The organism is Enterococcus sp. HY326 (genome assembly GCF_026157065.1).
Taxonomy (GTDB): domain Bacteria; phylum Bacillota; class Bacilli; order Lactobacillales; family Enterococcaceae; genus HY326.
Window position 1 is genome coordinate 211,914 of sequence record NZ_JANLGQ010000006.1, and the last position, 17,927, is coordinate 229,840.

Here is a 17,927-nt window from a genome sequence, read left to right on the forward strand (position 1 = left end):
GTCAGCTACCTAGGTCTTTTTATTTTTAAATTATTTTCAAATAGAAAGGAAGGAAGACGATGAAGGATTTGGCACAGAACATCATTAATTTAGTGGGAGGACCAGAGAATATCTCCGGTTTGACTCATTGTGTTACTCGTTTGCGTTTTAATTTGCTAGATGAATCGAAAGCCAAAACTAAAGAGATTGATGGTTTGGAAGGCGTAATGGGGGTTCAGAAAAAAGGTGGACAGTATCAAGTAATTGTTGGCGGTAAGGTGGCCAGGGTTTATCAAGAAATTATCGACTTGGTTCCTAAATTAGGCGATGATACGGGAGAAATGGCAGGCAATCAGAAAAAAGAAAATCTCTTCAACCGGATGATTAATCTGATTTCAGCTATTTTAGTTCCTAGTTTGGCACCAATTGTTGGGGGCGGTTTGCTGAAGGGTTTTTACTTTATGTTTACAACCTTTGGCTGGCTAGACGCGAGTGGGGATACGGCCATTATTTTGAATATGATTGGCGACTCAATGTTTTATTTCTTCCCATTCCTGTTAGCAGTCAGCAGTGCAAAAAAATTCCGCACCAATATGTATATGGCCCTCAGCTTGGCTGGGATTTTAATGTACCCGACATTAATTAATGCTGCAACAGCAGGAGAAATTACCAGTCTGAAATTATTAGGCTTCTTAACGATTCCAGTGGTGAATTATAGTGGTTCTATTTTACCGATTATTTTATCCGTCTGGCTATTGAGCCATATCTACCGCTTTTTAGAGAAAGTCTTGCCAGAGATGGTAACTATTTTATTTACACCTTTATTATCACTATTAATCGTTACGCCGATTATGTTATTTGCTTTAGCACCCATCGGTTTTTATGCAGGAGAATATGTGGCGCAAGGAATTCAAGTGCTGATTGATTTTTCTCCAATTGTATCCGGCTTTGTGATTGGCGCCAGCCGCCCATTCCTAGTTTTGATGGGGATGCATCACGCTATTCGGCCGATTACGCAGCAACAAATTGCGACCTATGGCTCTTCGACTATGGGAGCGATGAATTTCATGAGTACAATGGCACAAGCAACAGCTGCCTTGGCAATTTATTTTGCAGTTAAGAATCGAAAGATGAAACAAGTTGCTTTATCCTCAACAGTGTCTGGCTATATGGGGATTACTGAGCCAGCATTGTATGGTGTTTTAGTAAAATACAAATCAGCCTTCATCGGAGCTTCAGCAGGTGCTGGTATTGGTGCGGCAGTTGGAGCAGTCTTGGGAGCAAAATCTTTAGCGCCGGCGATGCCAAGTGTGTTATCAATTCCCGTATTTATTAATGATACGGCATCGGGATTCTTTATTGGTTTTTTAGTGACGGTTGTGAGTACGTTTGTGATTACCTTTGTGCTGGCTAAAAAAATGAACCCAGCAGAAGATGAATCCTCCATCGAAGACAGCGTTGCTTCAAGAGCAACATCTTATAGCATTGTTGCACCAATAAGCGGAACCACTTATCCAATGAGTGATGTGGGAGATGCTACGTTTTCTAAAGAATTAATGGGCAAGGGCAGCTCCATTTTACCGAGTAGTGATTTAATCAGCTCACCACTTTCAGGAACTGTGACCTTTACATTTAAAACCAATCATGCAATTGGGCTTGTTTCTGAGGACGGCGTGGAAGTGTTGATTCATGTCGGCATTGATACCGTTGAGTTAAATGGAAAACATTTCAAACTTCTTTGTAAAGAAGGTCAAAAAGTTCATATTGGTACACCATTGTTAGAGTTTAATCGAAAAGCCATTGAAGAAGAAGGCTACGACTCATCCGTTATCACGATTGTCACCAATACCAATGATTATCTATCCGTTTTAACTGAGGAGATGCAATTAGAAATTGAAGCTGGCGTACCGATTATCACGGTTATTCCAGAAAAGTCACAAGTTTTGGAACCAAATTTTTCATAGAGGAGATTAGAACATGAGAATTTTAAAAACAAAAAACCTAGCAGAATTTAATCAGTTGGGGGCGAATTTATTGCTAACGGAAATGCTTAAGAGCCATTATCGAGTAAATCTGGCTATTACGGCTGGTCGAACACCGAAAGGAATTTATGATGTTTTAATTGAACAGGTTAAGGATAAAACATATTTGGATAATGTTTTTTACTATAATTTTGATGAAATTCCCTATCAGCAATCAGATCGAGAAGGTATCACTATCTCTGATTTACGCTCCATGTATCTGAGACCAGCCAATGTTGCTGAAAAAAATATTCAAAAAATGGACATGACAAATTTTAACACCCAGGACGAACGCATTTTACAGGCAGGTGGGCTGGATGCAATCTTGTTAGGTGTCGGCGCAGATGGACACTACTGTGGCAACTTACCCGGCACGACAAAATTTGAGGATTTGACGACAGAGGTTGTCTGTGATGAAAAAATGAAGCAACGAATATCTCGTTTGTTTGAGACTAAAGAAGAAGTACCTGATAGCTATATTACGATGGGTCCAAGAAGTATCATGGCAGCCCACCACCTAATTCTAAGCGCCTGCGGTACAGAGAAAGCTGAGATTATTAAGGCTTTCGTCGAAGGACCCGTAACGATTGACTTACCTGTGACGTTATTAAAAACTCATCCTAATCTGACTCTCTTAGTGGATGATGAAGCTGGCAGTTTAATTTAAAAAAAATCTAGTTAATTCTTGATTCTGTGCTGAAAAGCCTGAATACAGTGAATTAACTAGATTTTTTTTGCGGTAAGTTTTATTGATGCTATTTACTTTTCTGAAATATTCTCCCCGTTACTTCCAATAACCTTTTGATACCAGTAATAGCTATCTTTTTTGTAACGCTGGCCGCTGCCGTGACCGTAATCATCTTTGTCAACATAGATGTAGCCATAACGTTTACTCATTTTGCCTTCTGTAACACTGACAAGATCGATGCAACCCCAAGAAGTATAGCCTAAAAGTTCGATATGATCTTCTTCAACTGCTTGAATCATTTGAGCTAAGTGGCGCTTAAGGTAATCAATGCGGTAATCATCATGAATTTTTAAATCTGCAGTCAATTCATCTGGAGTACCTAAGCCATTTTCAACAATGAATAGCGGGAGGTTATATCGATCATAAAGATTGTTTAGCATAATTCTCAAACCGATTGGGTCAATCTGCCAAGAATGATTTCGTGAAGTTAGATATGGATTTTTAACAGTGGTAAAGCCGTTTGTCCTGACTCTTTCCATATCCGCTTCATCAGCAGCTGCACAATCACTAGAATAGTAGCTAAAGGAAACAAAATCGACAGTGTTTCTAGCAAGAAGCTCTTCATCACCAGCTGCCATTGAGATGTCAATCTGATTCTTTTCAAAATAGCCTTTGATGTAATTCGGATATTTTCCACGAGCCTGCACGTCACCAAAGAAGAACAAGTTGCGTTCCTTTAGCATGGTTGCTAAATTGTCTTCCGGCTTAGCTGTATAAGCATATGTTTTGCCTGCAGCTAACATACTGCCAAACTGCAGTTCAGAATTGATTTTTTTACCATATTCAATAATTTTTGCATTAGCGATTAATTGGTGATGGGCCGCCTGATATTGCTTTTGTAGTTTATTTTCAGTTGTAGTAAAAGTTAAACCGCCACCTATGAAAGGAATGTGCAACAGCATATTCATCTCATTAAATGGAATCCAGTAGCGGATTTTGTTTTGATAACGGTTGACGAGAAACTTAGCAAATTGGAAATGAAAATCAACGACTTCACGACTCGCCCAACCACCGAAGTGTTCAACGAGATACATTGGAATATCAAAATGGCTGATTGTCACCAAGGGTTCAATGTCATACTTTATGAGCTCATTAATCAGGGCATCATAATACGCAACGCCAGCAGCATTCGGTTCGGCTTCAATTCCTTTAGGGAAAATTCTGGACCACGCAATTGAAAAACGAAAACACTTGATTCCCATCTCTGCTAAGAGCTGAATGTCTGTAACAAAATTCGTATAAAAATCAATTGCAGTATGGCTAGGAAAATAAGCCTCTTGATCAGAGAAAAAATTTTCTTGATCAAGGTAAACATCCTTGAGGCGCATCTCGTTCATTGGCAGCATATCAAAATTCGCCAAGCCTTTTTTATCGGCTAAATAAGCACCTTCAGTTTGGTTGGCAGAAATAGCGCCACCCCATAAAAAATTATTCGACAATTTCATTTAAGTTGTACTCCTGTTTTTCATTTTCAACAACGGTTTCCTGTTCAACAGCTTGTCGGTCTAGGATTTTGAAGAACGGAAAATAAATGGCTGTTGTAATCAAAATACAAATAAATTGTAAGACCGCTAATTGCCAACTACCTTGCAACAGTCCTTGAATTACAACCGGTACTCCCATTGGCACAGAGGTTCCAATTAACCGTGGAAATAAACCAATTGAAATAGTGATATAGCCAAAAGCTGCACTAACTAAAGGAGCCACAATAAAAGGAATTGCCATGATTGGATTCATTACTAAAGGGGTTCCAAATATTAGCGGTTCATTAATCCGACCTATACCAGGCAGAATTGCCAGCTTGCCTAAAGCTTTATAGCGTTGACTACGGGCTAAGAAAAGCATTAACAGATTTAAGCCAATTGTACAACCAGCCCCACCAATCTCTGAGAACATGTTCATAAAAGCACCACCAACGATATTCGGTAAAGCCTCACCGTTCGCATAGGCTGTCAGGTTAGCAGTATCTAAAGAAAGAAAAATCGGAGTCATGATGTTATAAACAATCAAGGATCCGTGAATTCCTAAGACCCACAAGACTTGCATCACGAGAATGGCAATCATGATACCGCCGAAGCTGCCACCAATACTTTCCAAAGGTGTTTGGATAAACTGATAGACAAAATGATGAATACTGGTAAAGCTTGTGCCATAGAAAATAGCTTTAATTACAAGTGCAACGACTAGCGTAACAAAAGCTGGGATGATGGCTGCAAAAGAACGGGAGACGGTCGGTGGAACTCCGTCAGGCATTTTAATAACTAAATCTTTTTGAATTATGAAAACATAAATGCGACCAACCAATAACGCCATGATGATAGCAACGAACAAACCTTGAGCACCTAGCCAAGTAAAAGCAAATCCGCTGAATTCATCAGTGGTAACTGACGGTGTGACAATAAAAAATGCTACAAGTGCTAATAGACCAGCGATAGTTCCATCGATACCAAAGGTTTTGGTGAAACGGTTAGCAATAAAATAGACGGCATAGACAGCAATAAGTCCAATTGTACAGTTGTAGGCTAGTGGTAAAATTTCAGCCAGACCAGTCGCTTCTAAAAACTTAGTGTAAGGCGCAATTGGTAGATTTCCTAACAGTAGAAAAATTGATCCGGAAATGGTGATGGAAAGCAAACTAGCCAGTCCATCGCTAATTCCTTTGAGATATCTGAAGTTGGAAATTTTATCAGCGACAACTAGCAAACGATCCATATTTTTTTCTGACATAAATTTCATGTTGTTCCCTCCTTTGTTTATGCTGTTATCATAATTTAAGAAAGCGGATACTTCTATAGTTTTTCAGTATTCTGTAACAGGTAACACAAGTCTGATTTTGTTCCAAAAAAAAAACAAAAAAATAGCAACTTCAAGCTGACTTAGAGAGCCAATTTTGAAGTTGCTATTTTATAGGTGCTCAGGCCAATCTTACTTTTCAAGACTGAGTTTGTAAACTTGCTTGCCGATAGATTCTAAAATGTAAATGACCGGAACTTGAGTAGTGATATTACTCAACCCAATAAATTCAGGATGGACATAGTAGGGGATATTAACATCTGATAATCTGCTAATAGTATTGTTAGCATAGTTTGTAATGCTAATGACCTTCCCATGATGCTTTTTGAAATTATTGATAAACTGGATTGTATCAGGAGTATCTCCAGATACCGAAACGATGATAAAGACAGTTTCTTCAGGAAAACGAATATCCTGTGGGTAATAAGGGTCGTCCACGTAGCTAGAGACAATGCCGAATGAAAATAAAAAACGAACAGCATATTTACATAGGATAGCCGAAGAGCCCAGGCCTAAAAAAACAATATTCGTTGAGTCGTGGATGTATTGGCTAGCTTGTATAATTTTTTGATCAATGTCACTGACTGCCATCCGCTCTAAGTTGGCGATGGCCAAATGAATATCTGATTGAACAGAGACTTCTTCCTTTGCTTCTAAAAACATTTCAAAACGGATTTTGAATTCTGTAAAGCCAGCGTATCCTAATTTGTTGCAAAATCTTAAAATCGTTGAGGTCGAAACATTAACTGCTTTAGCTAATTCGCGAATGCGCATAGACGGAATTTCTTCTTTATGAGTTATAACGTATTCATAAATATCCATCTCCAAAGGGTTCAAATCTTTTAATTTTTCATGACTAAACATAGTTACCTCCCAGAACAGCCTATTTGACTAGCTAAAGCTGGTCAGAAAATTCAATCACTTGTATTTTAGCACACATCAGCTTGGTAAAAATAGATGGGGAGTAAGTAAGCTAACCAAATGTAATCGAAAAAATTAAGTAGCAAAGAAGTTATCCATTGGTAATCCCTGAAAAGGATAGATGAAAAATGAGCACCTGATTTATGGATTCGGAAATCTTCAACGTTACAAAATTTCAGGTTGTATTGAATTTCAGTTTGCTTATCTACTAACGCTAAAGTAAAATTTATAAAACAAATACTTGAAGTGGATAAGCAGGGAACTTTGCATAAAGAAGCCTTAGAAAATTTGGAAATAGGAGAGAGGAAAAAATCATGACTAATATTAAAAGCAACCAGCATCCCACCACCCTAACCCAAATCCTTCAACAAGCTGAAGCCCTCTATTCCTTCAAAGTCCAAAAAGAAATCAAAAACGGACTTTCTGGCAGTTGGGTTTTTGAAGGACAGGCGGATGTTTCCTGTATTCTAAAAATTTCTGAGTATAGCAAAGCTAGAGCAGCTCACCTTAACTTTGAAACCAAGTGGACAGCAAATTTAGCGAAAAATATGACAGGTATCGCTAGACCAGTGCTGAGTTCTAAAAACCGGCTTTTTGAAACAATCACTACGGGAGATGGCAAAGAATATCTTTTATTTCTTCAAGAAAAGGTCGCTGGAAAATTAATTGACAGCGAAAGTCCAGCTGAATTTAATCTGCAATTGTTTGAAAATCTTGGAGCAGTGATGGGGGAGATGCATCAATTGACGCAGCACTATCCCGAAAATCAAGAGGATTTTAGCTTTGCTTGGAATGGTCCGCAGATTTGGCGCAGAAATATTCCGATTTTGGATGAGGCAGTCAGCCAGCGGGAGCAGGGGTTGATTCATCAGCTAGCTAGTTTGCCAAAAGAGACGGCAGTCTACGGGATTGTCCATTTTGATATTCATCCTGAAAATTTTTTAGTAGAGGAAACGCAGATTACGCTGATTGACTTTGATGCATGTCAGTTTAATTGGTATGCGGCGGATATTGCGAGTACGTTATTTTTTATAGTTCAAACAGCGGCGGGACCGCAAAAAAAATTGGCTGAGGAAAAACGTAGGGAATTTGCTGAACAATTTTTGATAGCTTATCTTAAAGGCTATTTAGAGAAAAAAACGATTGAGCCTGAATGGATACGACGGCTTGATTTGTTCATGAAATATCAGATGGTTGACGAGTATGTGGCGGCTCAGACTTATTGGCAGGGGGATGCAGCAGACAGGCAATGGTATCTTCAATGGTTCAAAGGGCGTTTGTTGGATAATTTGTCATATGTCGAAATTGATTTTGATAAGGTTATTTATACTGTATTTTCTGAGTAAAGTCGGGAAATACTTTTAAAATTCCAAGCTGAGCATTGATGAATTTGTCAGCTAGGAATATAAATAGTTTGAAAACTATCTCTACAGCTGATGTCCAGCAATTTGGGGTAGTTTTTTTGTAGTCTTAGTTTTCTAAATAATTATTTTAACTCAACTAATTCTATTTTTTCAGCCGTAGAAAAGGCATTAAACAACAATTTTTACTTCCTCCATACTTCACCTAATTGTATGCCATTTTGATGCCACTCTATGTTTTCTTCGTTCATCTTATAAAAGAAGTTTTAAAGATCAGAATAGTTTATAATATTTATGAATGGTGATGATTTTTATACAGGATGACCTGTTGAAGAAAAATTTTTCAAAGGTGTATTACAGCTGGGATTGTTGCTAGCGTCACGTCAAAGGGAGTAAAGGTAGTCTTTACTTTTTGGCAAAAATATCATTTGATGAAAGGATTAAAGATGATTGAAAAGAAGACAACTTTTGTAAGTGGCCTGACTATTTATTTGAACAGAAACAATCAGCAACATGAGCCCATCTATTCTGAAAATTATATCCCTTTTTATTGGGAGTTATTTTTTCTTGCTGCAGAACTTGAGTACGTTTATGAAGAGGATGGCCTGTCTTTTAAACTGGACCAAGTAAATCATGAGCAACAAATGAATGGCTATCTTCAGCGAATCGGTGAGTCAGGTTTGATGAGCTACCAGAAATTTTTAACATGGTTAAATAAAATTTTGCAGGAATACAGTTGCGAGGTTTCAATTTCTGGCTTAGAATCGATGTTTTTGTGTCAAGATCGGAGTAATCCTGAAGATTTTATAATGAGGGATAATCAGCTTGAGTTGCTTGTTGAGATTATGGAATTTGATTTGAAATACTATGTTTATGAAGTGAAGCAAGATATTGAAAATTATGATAATTATCTGTCTGACTATGGTGAAGTACCATTAGATTTACAGGGACAGGAATATTTGCAGTTCACTAAAGCAAGACAATTGCAGATGAATCAAGAAAGTTTAAAAGTAGTTCGCTCGCAATTAGGCAATACGTATTTCAAATTTTTAATTCCTGTCTTTCTACTAGGAATTATTCTACTCTTGTTTTCTTCGGTAGTAATCAACCCACAAGAATCAAAAATTCTAAAGGGAGGATTGGATACGGTAAAAGCTATTTTTGCTCGCATTGTTTTTGGAAGTATCGGTATCGGCTCAGGCTATATTGTCTTTAATTTGCTAAAAGAGGTCACTCAGTTGAAAAAAAGAAAACGGGAGCTTAAAGCAAAGATTCGGTTTTTTAAAACTCTATAAAAAAGAAAGAACGATAAGCGGATTAAAATGTAAGGCTATTAAGGACGTGAACTAAAATGAAAAAAATTGGTATCCTGATGATTTTTATTGTTGCCCTCCTATCTGCCTGTACTTCTATTGAGAGGGAAGCGGGAGTTATCAGACGTATTACTTATGAAGGGTCAACTTTTGGCCTAATCGTGGATGCTGTTGAAGTAGATTTTCAAAATGGAACCAGAAAGCTCTATGAAAATGATTTGGTAAGTAGAGAGAAAAATCCAACTGAATTTGATGAAATCCCTCAAAGTGATTTTACCGTTTCTAAAATTGAGGATATTCCAGAATTAGAACAAGATATTTTAGACACAGGGACTTGTGATTGGCAGGAAGAGTATATTGATCCAGATATGATGGACGGCTATCAATGGTTGTTAAACATCTATTTTCAAAATGACGAAGTGAAATCAATCTATGGAAGTAATAGTGCCCCTGAAACTTTCCTTGAATTGAGAGCTTTATTGTCGGGAAAAGATACCGTGTAACTTTTGAGCATAGCTTCGTGACTGTCGGCTCTGTCTTATATGAAGGACGGGATGTCATTTTATTGCAACTAATACTAATTGTGAATTGTGCTTAATGATTCGCTATTTTATTTAGGAGGATTTATTATGGGGAATCGTTCATATCTATTGGCAAGTAAAGAGGGGATTTTTTTTGAGTCTAACAATACACTACCACTTTTTTGGCTGATGGGTTTTAATGATACAAAAGATATGGCTGTGCTAAAGGAACAAATGGAGGAGTTAAATTTTGTAAGTAATCTGAATCACAAGAATGTGAGTGAACCAGACGTAATGTTATACTTTTTGTCTAAGAATAGAGTGGATTTTTACCAAACTTTCCTTTCTAGGAAATCCTATGTCGAGTTTTATCATCCCGACTTACTAGTATTATTCAAACAATTTTCAATTGTTCTTGAGCCCTCCTCTTCTGGTTATCAAAATGTTGGTATTGCCTTCAAAGAATATCTGGATTTTTACGATAATCCTTTTGAGTTTCTAACTGAAATTAGAAAAACCCTTTACGAAGTCTGCCACAACCAAGAAATATCTTGTGGGAATTATCAAATTAATAGACACGATATTTTAGCGACAACCACAGGTTTCCCATCTGACGATTTAGACAAGGAATCCACCCAAATCATTGAAGACATTGAGTATGAGTTTAAAAATAAATACGATACGAATAAAAGTCGGGATTTAGCTGTGCCTGTCTTGGCAGAACAAGAGATTCTTTCTCAAGTTCAAGTCTTTCCGTCTATTAGAAAAATAGCGAAATCTTCTCACGTGAAGTATGCTGAAATCATCACGATAGTCGACAAAATAAAACTACATCTAACCGTTCAAGAAGAACTGCAAGTGATAGACCTTCTCTACTATTTAACAGACTGGAATTCTGTGATGCTCAAAATTAATGACGAAGAGTACATCAATCAATGGGATAGCTATGAGATTCTTGATAAGGTATTCAGGAAAGCTATCAAGGAAAATAATCTATTGGAACATGGAACAACTAAGCTGAGTCTGAACAAAATTCAGAAGAGTTTTGAAACAAGCCATCAACGGCTTGTTATGCAACTGAATCAAGAACCCAAAAATCAGCTGTATACGAAAAAAGGCTGGACTAAATCCTTAACTACAAAAGGCCTCTTTTATGCAACAGTTCTTGTTTATCATTATGAAGTAGCTGTCAAAGAGTTAGCACATTATGATAAGTGAAGGCTGCTGAAAACTAGTTTTCTATTGTTAAACAACGAGAAATCGGTTAAGTAGTTGCTTTCAGTTTAGAGCACTAAATAGCTTTCTACACGGGAACCTTGCTCTAGTTTATAAAAGGTTGCAGATAACAACACAACATTTTGGAAAAAATTTCTCATACTATTGTTTCTCTACAAAAGAAAAAAAGGTGGGATTATGTGACTCTATTTTTGATGGCTATTTCAATCATAATAAACTATCTGATATTATTTAAAATTCCAGTTGCTCGTAAATATATATTTTTACCACCGATTATAATCATCCCTATTACATTTTTGGTGGCAGCAATTATGAATATATTTCAGGTTGTATGGACGGAAGACATGCGCAATACGGGAATTTCTATTTATTATGACATCTGGGGTTTTTACCCTCATGTGTTTTGCCAAGGCAGTGATACCATTTATGTTTGATATAGTAATAGGATTTCATAAAAAATATAATCAAAAGAATCTGCATCGATTTCCAATCTCTTTTTTTATCAAGTATCATGCTCAGATTATCAGAGTAGAGTAGAGTACATTATTTTCTTTTTAGGAGGTATAGTAATGATCTATGGTGTTTATATTGGGGAACTTCAGTAATTATATGAATTCGTAGTTAATTTTAGTTGTGTGTGTTCATAGATATGATTGATTTGGAATGTTTAAAAAAGTGGTTGAGCCTGCAAAGTTAGTGGGAGTATCAGCAGAACATCACCGCTGATAATAAAATTTTGCGGTCTATTTTTGGTTAAACTGCTATTTTCATCAATAGATTTTGATAGTTAGCTATACTTTTACATAACTAATTTTCGGACTGAAAGAGTAATTTGTATTATCTTTTGAAAAAATTCTGTAAGAAATTAAAAAATGGCGTTATAGTGTGAATCAACAGCGAGTAAATTTTAATAGATATTTCTAAGTAAGCAAGTATGTAGAGAAAAATTTAGAATGTGTGGTTTGGTTACAATTCCTACAAAGGGGTTGGAATAGCGCAAAGAAAGGGTGGGGAAATATGAAAAGGGTGGGTTTAAATATATTATTTAGTGTATTTCTTTTTGGTTGTTCATATCGGTTTATGCTCTTGCCGGTACAGAGTTTTTTTAGTGGACCACTTCCATGGCTCATCTTATTTACCTTTGGTGCGATTTTAATTATTTTTATACTGCCATTTATTTCAATTGCTTGCCCATTTTTAAAGGGAGAAAACCTGTATTCTATCGGTGCTGCTTGCATTCTATGTTGCTTACTATGGTTACTATTTTTCAATTTGAATCCACCAACAGTGGTGGGAACTAGTGAAGCCAACACAGGGGGCCGTTTAGTAGCAGCCTATGAGATTTACGCAACAAATCTGGCGGGCCTGGCAATCATTTTTTCGCTAGGTACTAAACTTATCCACTCCTATCTTAAATCTTGATTCATAAAGTCAAAGACAAATTTTTTACGCCAAGAGATTTTAGAGTCTGACCAGCATAAAGCTTTTTTTAATACTCACTTAAGCTAACGCTAAGAAAGTAGCATCAGAATAAGTTGAGAGTTATATTACTTTAAAAATTAAAAAGTCTACAACTGCTGCAAAAGATGTTTTTGCATTGATTTAGCTTTGTATTGAGAATTTGGTAGGTTAGGAAGTGGAAGTCCTTTGCGATACTATTGAATCTCTTTGTGTGAATTAATCTAAGAAATGTTATTGGAACAAGGCGTTTTCATAAATAGGCAAGCTAGGGATTTTGTGGAGTTGAAAGTTAGTCGCTTCAAAAATCATTATTTGAGTCACCGATTTATAGCGTTTATAATTATTGTATATTCAAATGATTAAAATTTGTAGGAGGTATAAAATGGTTGAATCCGAACAGAATGAACTGTTGAATCAGGAGCTTATAAAATATCAACAAATGTATTGTAAAAAAATAGCCACTCACTTTGGGGACTACCCAGAAGAAATTGCTCAATTTATTTTTCCTGCATTTTTCGCTCCGGATGTGTGGGAAGACGCGCATAAGGTGTATAAAAAAGTTGTGGAGCAAATTGCTTTTTTAGATGGGGAGCTACCCATTATGTTTGTAGGGGGGAGATCTCAGAATAAAATCACCAGAAAAAATCAAGCTATAGGCTTTTTTTTGACCGATTACACTCTCTATGTATTGGAGCCAAGTGTCTTTTCTGATACTCTGCCCCAAAAATTCGCTTATAATTCGTCAATAAATGAGGCAAATCAAACAGTAAACGAAGCAATCAATGCTTTTGACTGGGATTTTTTAGAACCGATTTTACCAGAAAACGGGAAAGAAGTGTTAAGCCATTTCATTTGGGAATCTATCGTAGATATCCTAACCTTGAAAAAAGATTTTAATATTGAACATGTAGTCATGGAGAAATCCACTACTCTTGCGGGGAGAATAATTGATTTAGGGTTAATGGATGATTCGTGTGTCAAGCTAGGCGAGGATGTGAAGCATCAAAAGCATTTCAAAAAAATTCATAAGAAATTTGGTATCCCTGATGATGAGTCGATTTGTTTTGCAGTAACTGATTCTACCTTAGCTGGAGTCTATGGGCTTGTGGTAACAGAAGAAAATATTTATTCAAAGGATTTAATGGAAAAAACCGAGAAAACTGAACTTAAGGAGTTATCATCGACTTACCCATCAACAGTCATCGAAAGCAGCATTAGATTAGGAGACACTATTGTTCACACTCTCCCCAAATACACAGCTAATAAAGAAGCAGTGAAAATAATCCTTGTGGAATTGATTAATGGTGAGTTGAAAGAAGATTAAGTCTAAAAAACGAGCTAATCCACATGTAGAGACTCAGGGATTTGGGGAATTTATCCTTTCTACTTAGGATAAGATTAATTCACTCGAATAATACGATGAGATTGTTAAATAAAAGCAAAAATAAATGGAGCTTGGTGATGAGTAGAAATTTACCTAAGCTAGCATTGTGGGAAAAAGATAACTAATTGGACAATTTTTATTCTTTAGAAAAAGTCATTTGGTCGGTGCCAATTAATTTACAATTGCAAATTAAAGATTTGCCTTTGGAGAAATTGTCATTGGTGCAAGAATCGCATATTTTAAAACAAGCGAAATTTGAATTGAATTTGATTAATCTCAATCAACATTTATTAACTGAGGAGCACACCATTCAAACAAGCAATTTAGTTGGATGAAAGGACAAAAGGAAAATGGTTCTCTAAGGACTAGTTCATATAGGGTACAGTATAAAAATTGACCTGCCAACACTAGGTTTAAAGGATGTACGATTGAAAAAAATATTTCTGCTATTTAAAATGGTTAGCTTCTTCATTTAATGAGTAAGCTGAAGTTTCTGAATAGCTATTTTAAATCGATAACTGCGGGTTGCCATATGAAAAAGAAATAAACTAATAATGCGATTAATAAAATAATTAAAAACAAAGCTATTATTGAGACGGCTCTCCAAAAAAAGTGGGCGGTCTTTTTATTAATTCTTTTGCTTCTTTTGGCAAAAGACATAGAGATGACAAAAAGAATGAGTGCTAGAGAAAAAATAAGAAAGTATTGAATGCCATCAGACATAGGGAAGATTCCTTTTTTGAAACACTATATCATAGTAGGATAGGAAAACAGTGATTATATTAGTGATTAAAGGATTTTTTAGAAAAATTCTCCTCGTTTTGTTTTCGGAAGAAATAGCAAACTTGTCTAGGTGTTGAATTATACAAGCAAAGAAAAGAGAGCCACAGGTAGCATAGAGAAAGCAATTTCCTGATACCAGAGGTTCTTCCTAATATTGAATGTTCAAATAATTTTACATTGATTTACTTGAAATTATGAACAGTGAAAAACGCTGTGAAAGTATGCGACAAGTGTGTAAAGCCAGCTACTTTTTCTTAAAAAAGACTTGGGAAAAGTATCGCTTTTTTATCATTTCCAACCACTTTTCTTCCTAAAGGATTGCTTAATATCGGCTCTGCATTAAAGACAGCTTGGCAAAAGTTTGCTACCATTCTAGAAAAGGTGATTGTTAGGACGAGGGGAGAAATCTGAGTGTCAGAAAATAGAAGAAGTAGCGGGCCGCAGAAAAGAGGCGGGAAAAAATGGCCGCTGATTATTGGTGGCGTTGTGATTGTGCTAGGCGTCGGTGGCTTTTTTGCTTATCGTGCTTATAGCAGCAGTCAAAATTTGAAGGCAGCGGAAACGACTGTCACCGAGTTTACAGATAATTTGATAGCAGCTGATTATGAGGCGTTACCGCAATTATTAGTAACGGATGAAGCACAAAAAAGTGATTATAGCGATCAAGAGATTATCGATAAATATCAAGCTGTCTATGGTGGTGTTGGAGCGGAAAACCTTTCTGTGGAAAATCTTTCGGTGACTGCCGCAGATGAGGGATATGATTTTACATATGAGTTGAGCATGACAACTTCTGTCGGAGAATTGCAGAATTTAGCCTATTCTGGCACGGTCGTGTTAGAAGACGGCGAAGCTAAGCTGACTTGGGCGCCGAGTCTGGTTTTTCCTGATATGAGCGGGCAGGATAAAGTAAGCGTGTCAGTGGATGAAGCGGTGCGTGGGGAAATCTTAGACCGCAATCAGCGACAGTTAGCGGCCAATGGTCAGTTAAATGAGTTGGGCGTGGTCCCAGAAAACTTAGGTGAAGGGGACGAGCGCACGCAAAATATCGCCGCAATCGCAGAAAGATTTTCATTGGAAGTGGCGACGATTGAAGCGGCGTTAGAGCAGGAATGGGTTCAGCCGGATTATTTTGTACCGCTGAAGGTGGTGGACAGTGATGCTGGAAATTTACCGGAAGGTGCAGTTGCAGCGACTGAGGAATTGCCGGCCGGAGCAGACATTCGTTTGGTGGATGCGAGAACTTATCCTTTAGGGGAAGCGGCGGCGCATTTAATCGGCTATGTCGGTCAGGTGACGGCTGAGGATTTAGAAAGTGATCCGACGCTATCCAGCAATAGTGAAATTGGTCGGGCTGGTTTGGAGGCAACCTTTGATGAGGAGCTGCGGGGGCAAAATGGCGGCAGCATCTCCATCACGGATGAAGAAGGCAATTTGAAAACGACTTTGGTGGAAGCAGAAAAAACTGATGGTCAGACAATTCATGTGACGATTGACAGTCAAGCGCAGCAAATTGCGTACGATGCATTGGAGGGCCAAGCAGGTTCGACGGTGGTGACGCAGCCGACGACTGGCGATTTAATCGTCTTGACGAGTTCACCGAGCTTTGACCCTAATAAGATGAGTCAAGGAATTTCCCAAGCTGATTACGATGCCTATGCCAATAATCCTGAGCTGCCGTTTATCAGTCGCTTTGCGACTGGTTATGCGCCAGGCTCGACTTTTAAGGTGATTACCTCAGCAATTGGTTTAGATAACGGCACGATTACACCGGAGGAAGAAGTCAGTATTGAGGGCTTAAAATGGCAAAAAGATGCCTCTTGGGGAGACTATCAAGTGACACGGGTTTCTGATGTGGATCCGGTTAATCTGCGGAGCGCTTTAGTTTATTCGGATAATATTTATATGGCGCAGGAAACTTTGAAAATGGGTGAGGAGGCCTTCCGGGAGGGCCTGAATAAATTTATTTTCGGAGAAACCTTGGATGTGCCGATTGCGATGAATACCGCCCAGATTTCTAATGAAGACAGCTTTAATTCAGAAATTTTGCTGGCAGATACCGGTTATGGTCAAGGGGAGCTGCTGATTAATCCAATTCAGCAGGCGACGATGTATTCGGTTTTTGCCAATGATGGCACCTTAGTTTATCCGAGATTAATCGTGGATGCAGAAGTTAAGACCAAAGCCGATGTGGTATCGGCTGGAGCGGTGGCAACAATCGTCGAAGACATGCAGGCGGTTGTCTCTGATGCGAATGGCACGGCTCATTCACTAAGTAGTTTAGGCATTCCGCTGGCTGCAAAAACTGGAACGGCTGAAATTAAAGAAACGCAGGATGAATCTGGTCAGGAAAATAGTTTTCTTTTGGCTTTTAATCCCGAGAAGAAAAATTATTTGGCAATTTCAATGATGGAAAATAGCCAAGACACAACATCGGCTAAAAATACTGCACCAGCTTTGCTTCAATATTTAAACGGCTTGTTGTAAACTTGTAAATAATCAAAAGACCGCTCACTGTTAGCTAAAACTAACAGCGAGCGGTCATTTTTTTTAAAACTGTAAATCTCTTTGAAAGCAAAAATTTACTTCACTTTTGCGAAATTGGATAAAGCGGTTAGATTTTTTAAATGGCGGTGTAGCCACCGTCGATGATAAAGTCGGCACCGGTAGCAAAAGAGCTGGCATCACTGGCTAAATAAAGCGCGATGCCCTGTAATTCCTCCGGCTTTCCTAAGCGGCCTTGCGGGGTGATTTCTTCCCATTTTTTTATAAGCGGTTGCAGTTCTTCGGCTTCGAAAATTAAATCTGTGCCGATGTAACCGGGACTAATGGTGTTGACCCGCACGCCTCGGTCGGCCCATTCGACAGCTAATGATTTACTTAAATGTTTGACGCCAGCTTTGGCTGCATTGTAGGACGCTTGCGGTTGTGGCACATTGACGATACTGCCGGACATTGAAGCGGTATTAATAATAGAGCCGTTGCCTTGTTCTAACATGACTCTTCCTGCTGCTTGAGAAGTTAAAAAGACACCATTCAAATCTAAATCAATCACTTTATGCCAGTCTTCCGGGCTCATCTCCTCAGCGGGAATGTTCATGGTGATACCGGCATTGTTGAAGGCAATATCGATTCTACCAAAGGCCTGAACAATCGTTTCAATCATTTGATTAACTGAATCTGCATCGGTGACATCTGTTTGGACTGCTAAAGTTTGACTGCCGGTTGCTTGGGCAATTTCATCGGCAACTTCCTGTGCTTTGCCGCCCTCCAAATCAACGATGGCAACTTTTGCGCCGGCTTCTGCGAGAGCGGTGGCGATACTTTTACCGATGCCACCGGCTCCCCCTGTGACATAAGCTACTTTTCCATCTAAACGCATTTTTTCAATGATTCCCATTTTCTT

15 protein-coding genes and 1 pseudogene are annotated in these 17,927 nt (G+C 38.0%); 11 read left to right on the forward strand and 5 right to left on the reverse strand.

Features of this window, described 5'->3' with window-relative positions:
- Nucleotides 1–59 precede the first annotated feature (59 nt).
- Nucleotides 60–1,943: a beta-glucoside-specific PTS transporter subunit IIABC gene (locus tag ORH16_RS15565; protein ID WP_265459776.1), complete on the forward strand. Its 1,884-nt coding sequence runs from the start codon at nt 60–62 to the stop codon at nt 1,941–1,943.
- A 13-nt stretch (nt 1,944–1,956) separates the two neighbouring features.
- Nucleotides 1,957–2,667 (forward strand): glucosamine-6-phosphate deaminase, encoded by a 711-nt coding sequence (locus ORH16_RS15570; RefSeq protein ID WP_265459777.1) that lies wholly within the window; start codon nt 1,957–1,959, stop codon nt 2,665–2,667.
- Between the two features lie 92 nt (nt 2,668–2,759).
- Here the strand turns inward: ORH16_RS15570 and ORH16_RS15575 are convergent, their stop codons facing one another.
- The 4 genes and pseudogenes from ORH16_RS15575 to ORH16_RS18965 form a co-directional block, all read right to left on the reverse strand.
- Nucleotides 2,760–4,193 (reverse strand): family 1 glycosylhydrolase, encoded by a 1,434-nt coding sequence (locus ORH16_RS15575; RefSeq protein ID WP_265459778.1) that lies wholly within the window; start codon nt 4,191–4,193, stop codon nt 2,760–2,762.
- Nucleotides 4,177–5,484: a PTS sugar transporter subunit IIC gene (locus tag ORH16_RS15580; protein WP_265459779.1), complete on the reverse strand. Its 1,308-nt coding sequence runs from the start codon at nt 5,482–5,484 to the stop codon at nt 4,177–4,179. Before ORH16_RS15580 ends, ORH16_RS15575 begins: the two co-directional genes overlap by 17 nt.
- A gap of 189 nt (nt 5,485–5,673) precedes the next feature.
- The gene (locus ORH16_RS18960; protein WP_416207874.1) at nt 5,674–6,132 is read right to left on the reverse strand and encodes an SIS domain-containing protein; all 459 of its coding nucleotides are present in this window, start codon (nt 6,130–6,132) and stop codon (nt 5,674–5,676) included.
- A gap of 84 nt (nt 6,133–6,216) precedes the next feature.
- Nucleotides 6,217–6,405: pseudogene (locus ORH16_RS18965) on the reverse strand (MurR/RpiR family transcriptional regulator); the annotation flags it as partial.
- 371 nt (nt 6,406–6,776) lie between these two features.
- Between ORH16_RS18965 and ORH16_RS15590 the strand changes: the two are divergent.
- The 9 genes from ORH16_RS15590 to ORH16_RS15630 all read left to right on the forward strand — a co-directional run bounded on the left by ORH16_RS15590 (nt 6,777) and on the right by ORH16_RS15630 (nt 17,008).
- Complete coding sequence (locus ORH16_RS15590; RefSeq protein ID WP_265459781.1) at nt 6,777–7,808, forward strand: phosphotransferase enzyme family protein; 1,032 nt, start codon at nt 6,777–6,779, stop codon at nt 7,806–7,808.
- Between the two features lie 461 nt (nt 7,809–8,269).
- A complete protein-coding gene (locus ORH16_RS15595) occupies nt 8,270–9,118 on the forward strand; it encodes a hypothetical protein (RefSeq protein WP_265459782.1) in 849 nt (282 codons plus the stop codon).
- A 56-nt stretch (nt 9,119–9,174) separates the two neighbouring features.
- On the forward strand, nt 9,175–9,639 hold the full coding sequence (locus tag ORH16_RS15600) for a hypothetical protein (protein ID WP_265459783.1): 465 nt from the start codon (nt 9,175–9,177) through the stop codon (nt 9,637–9,639).
- Nucleotides 9,640–9,765: 126 nt separating this feature from the next.
- Complete coding sequence (locus tag ORH16_RS15605; protein WP_265459784.1) at nt 9,766–10,875, forward strand: hypothetical protein; 1,110 nt, start codon at nt 9,766–9,768, stop codon at nt 10,873–10,875.
- Between the two features lie 329 nt (nt 10,876–11,204).
- The gene (locus ORH16_RS15610) at nt 11,205–11,327 is read left to right on the forward strand and encodes a hypothetical protein (RefSeq protein ID WP_265459785.1); all 123 of its coding nucleotides are present in this window, start codon (nt 11,205–11,207) and stop codon (nt 11,325–11,327) included.
- 583 nt (nt 11,328–11,910) lie between these two features.
- Nucleotides 11,911–12,315: a hypothetical protein gene (locus ORH16_RS15615; RefSeq protein WP_265459787.1), complete on the forward strand. Its 405-nt coding sequence runs from the start codon at nt 11,911–11,913 to the stop codon at nt 12,313–12,315.
- A 421-nt stretch (nt 12,316–12,736) separates the two neighbouring features.
- Nucleotides 12,737–13,678 (forward strand): hypothetical protein, encoded by a 942-nt coding sequence (locus ORH16_RS15620; RefSeq protein WP_265459789.1) that lies wholly within the window; start codon nt 12,737–12,739, stop codon nt 13,676–13,678.
- A gap of 185 nt (nt 13,679–13,863) precedes the next feature.
- The gene (locus tag ORH16_RS15625) at nt 13,864–14,073 is read left to right on the forward strand and encodes a hypothetical protein (protein ID WP_265459790.1); all 210 of its coding nucleotides are present in this window, start codon (nt 13,864–13,866) and stop codon (nt 14,071–14,073) included.
- 859 nt (nt 14,074–14,932) lie between these two features.
- The gene (locus tag ORH16_RS15630) at nt 14,933–17,008 is read left to right on the forward strand and encodes a penicillin-binding transpeptidase domain-containing protein (RefSeq protein WP_416207871.1); all 2,076 of its coding nucleotides are present in this window, start codon (nt 14,933–14,935) and stop codon (nt 17,006–17,008) included.
- Nucleotides 17,009–17,144: 136 nt separating this feature from the next.
- Here the strand turns inward: ORH16_RS15630 and ORH16_RS15635 are convergent, their stop codons facing one another.
- Complete coding sequence (locus ORH16_RS15635; protein WP_265459791.1) at nt 17,145–17,921, reverse strand: SDR family oxidoreductase; 777 nt, start codon at nt 17,919–17,921, stop codon at nt 17,145–17,147.
- Between the last annotated feature and the right edge of the window lie 6 nt (nt 17,922–17,927).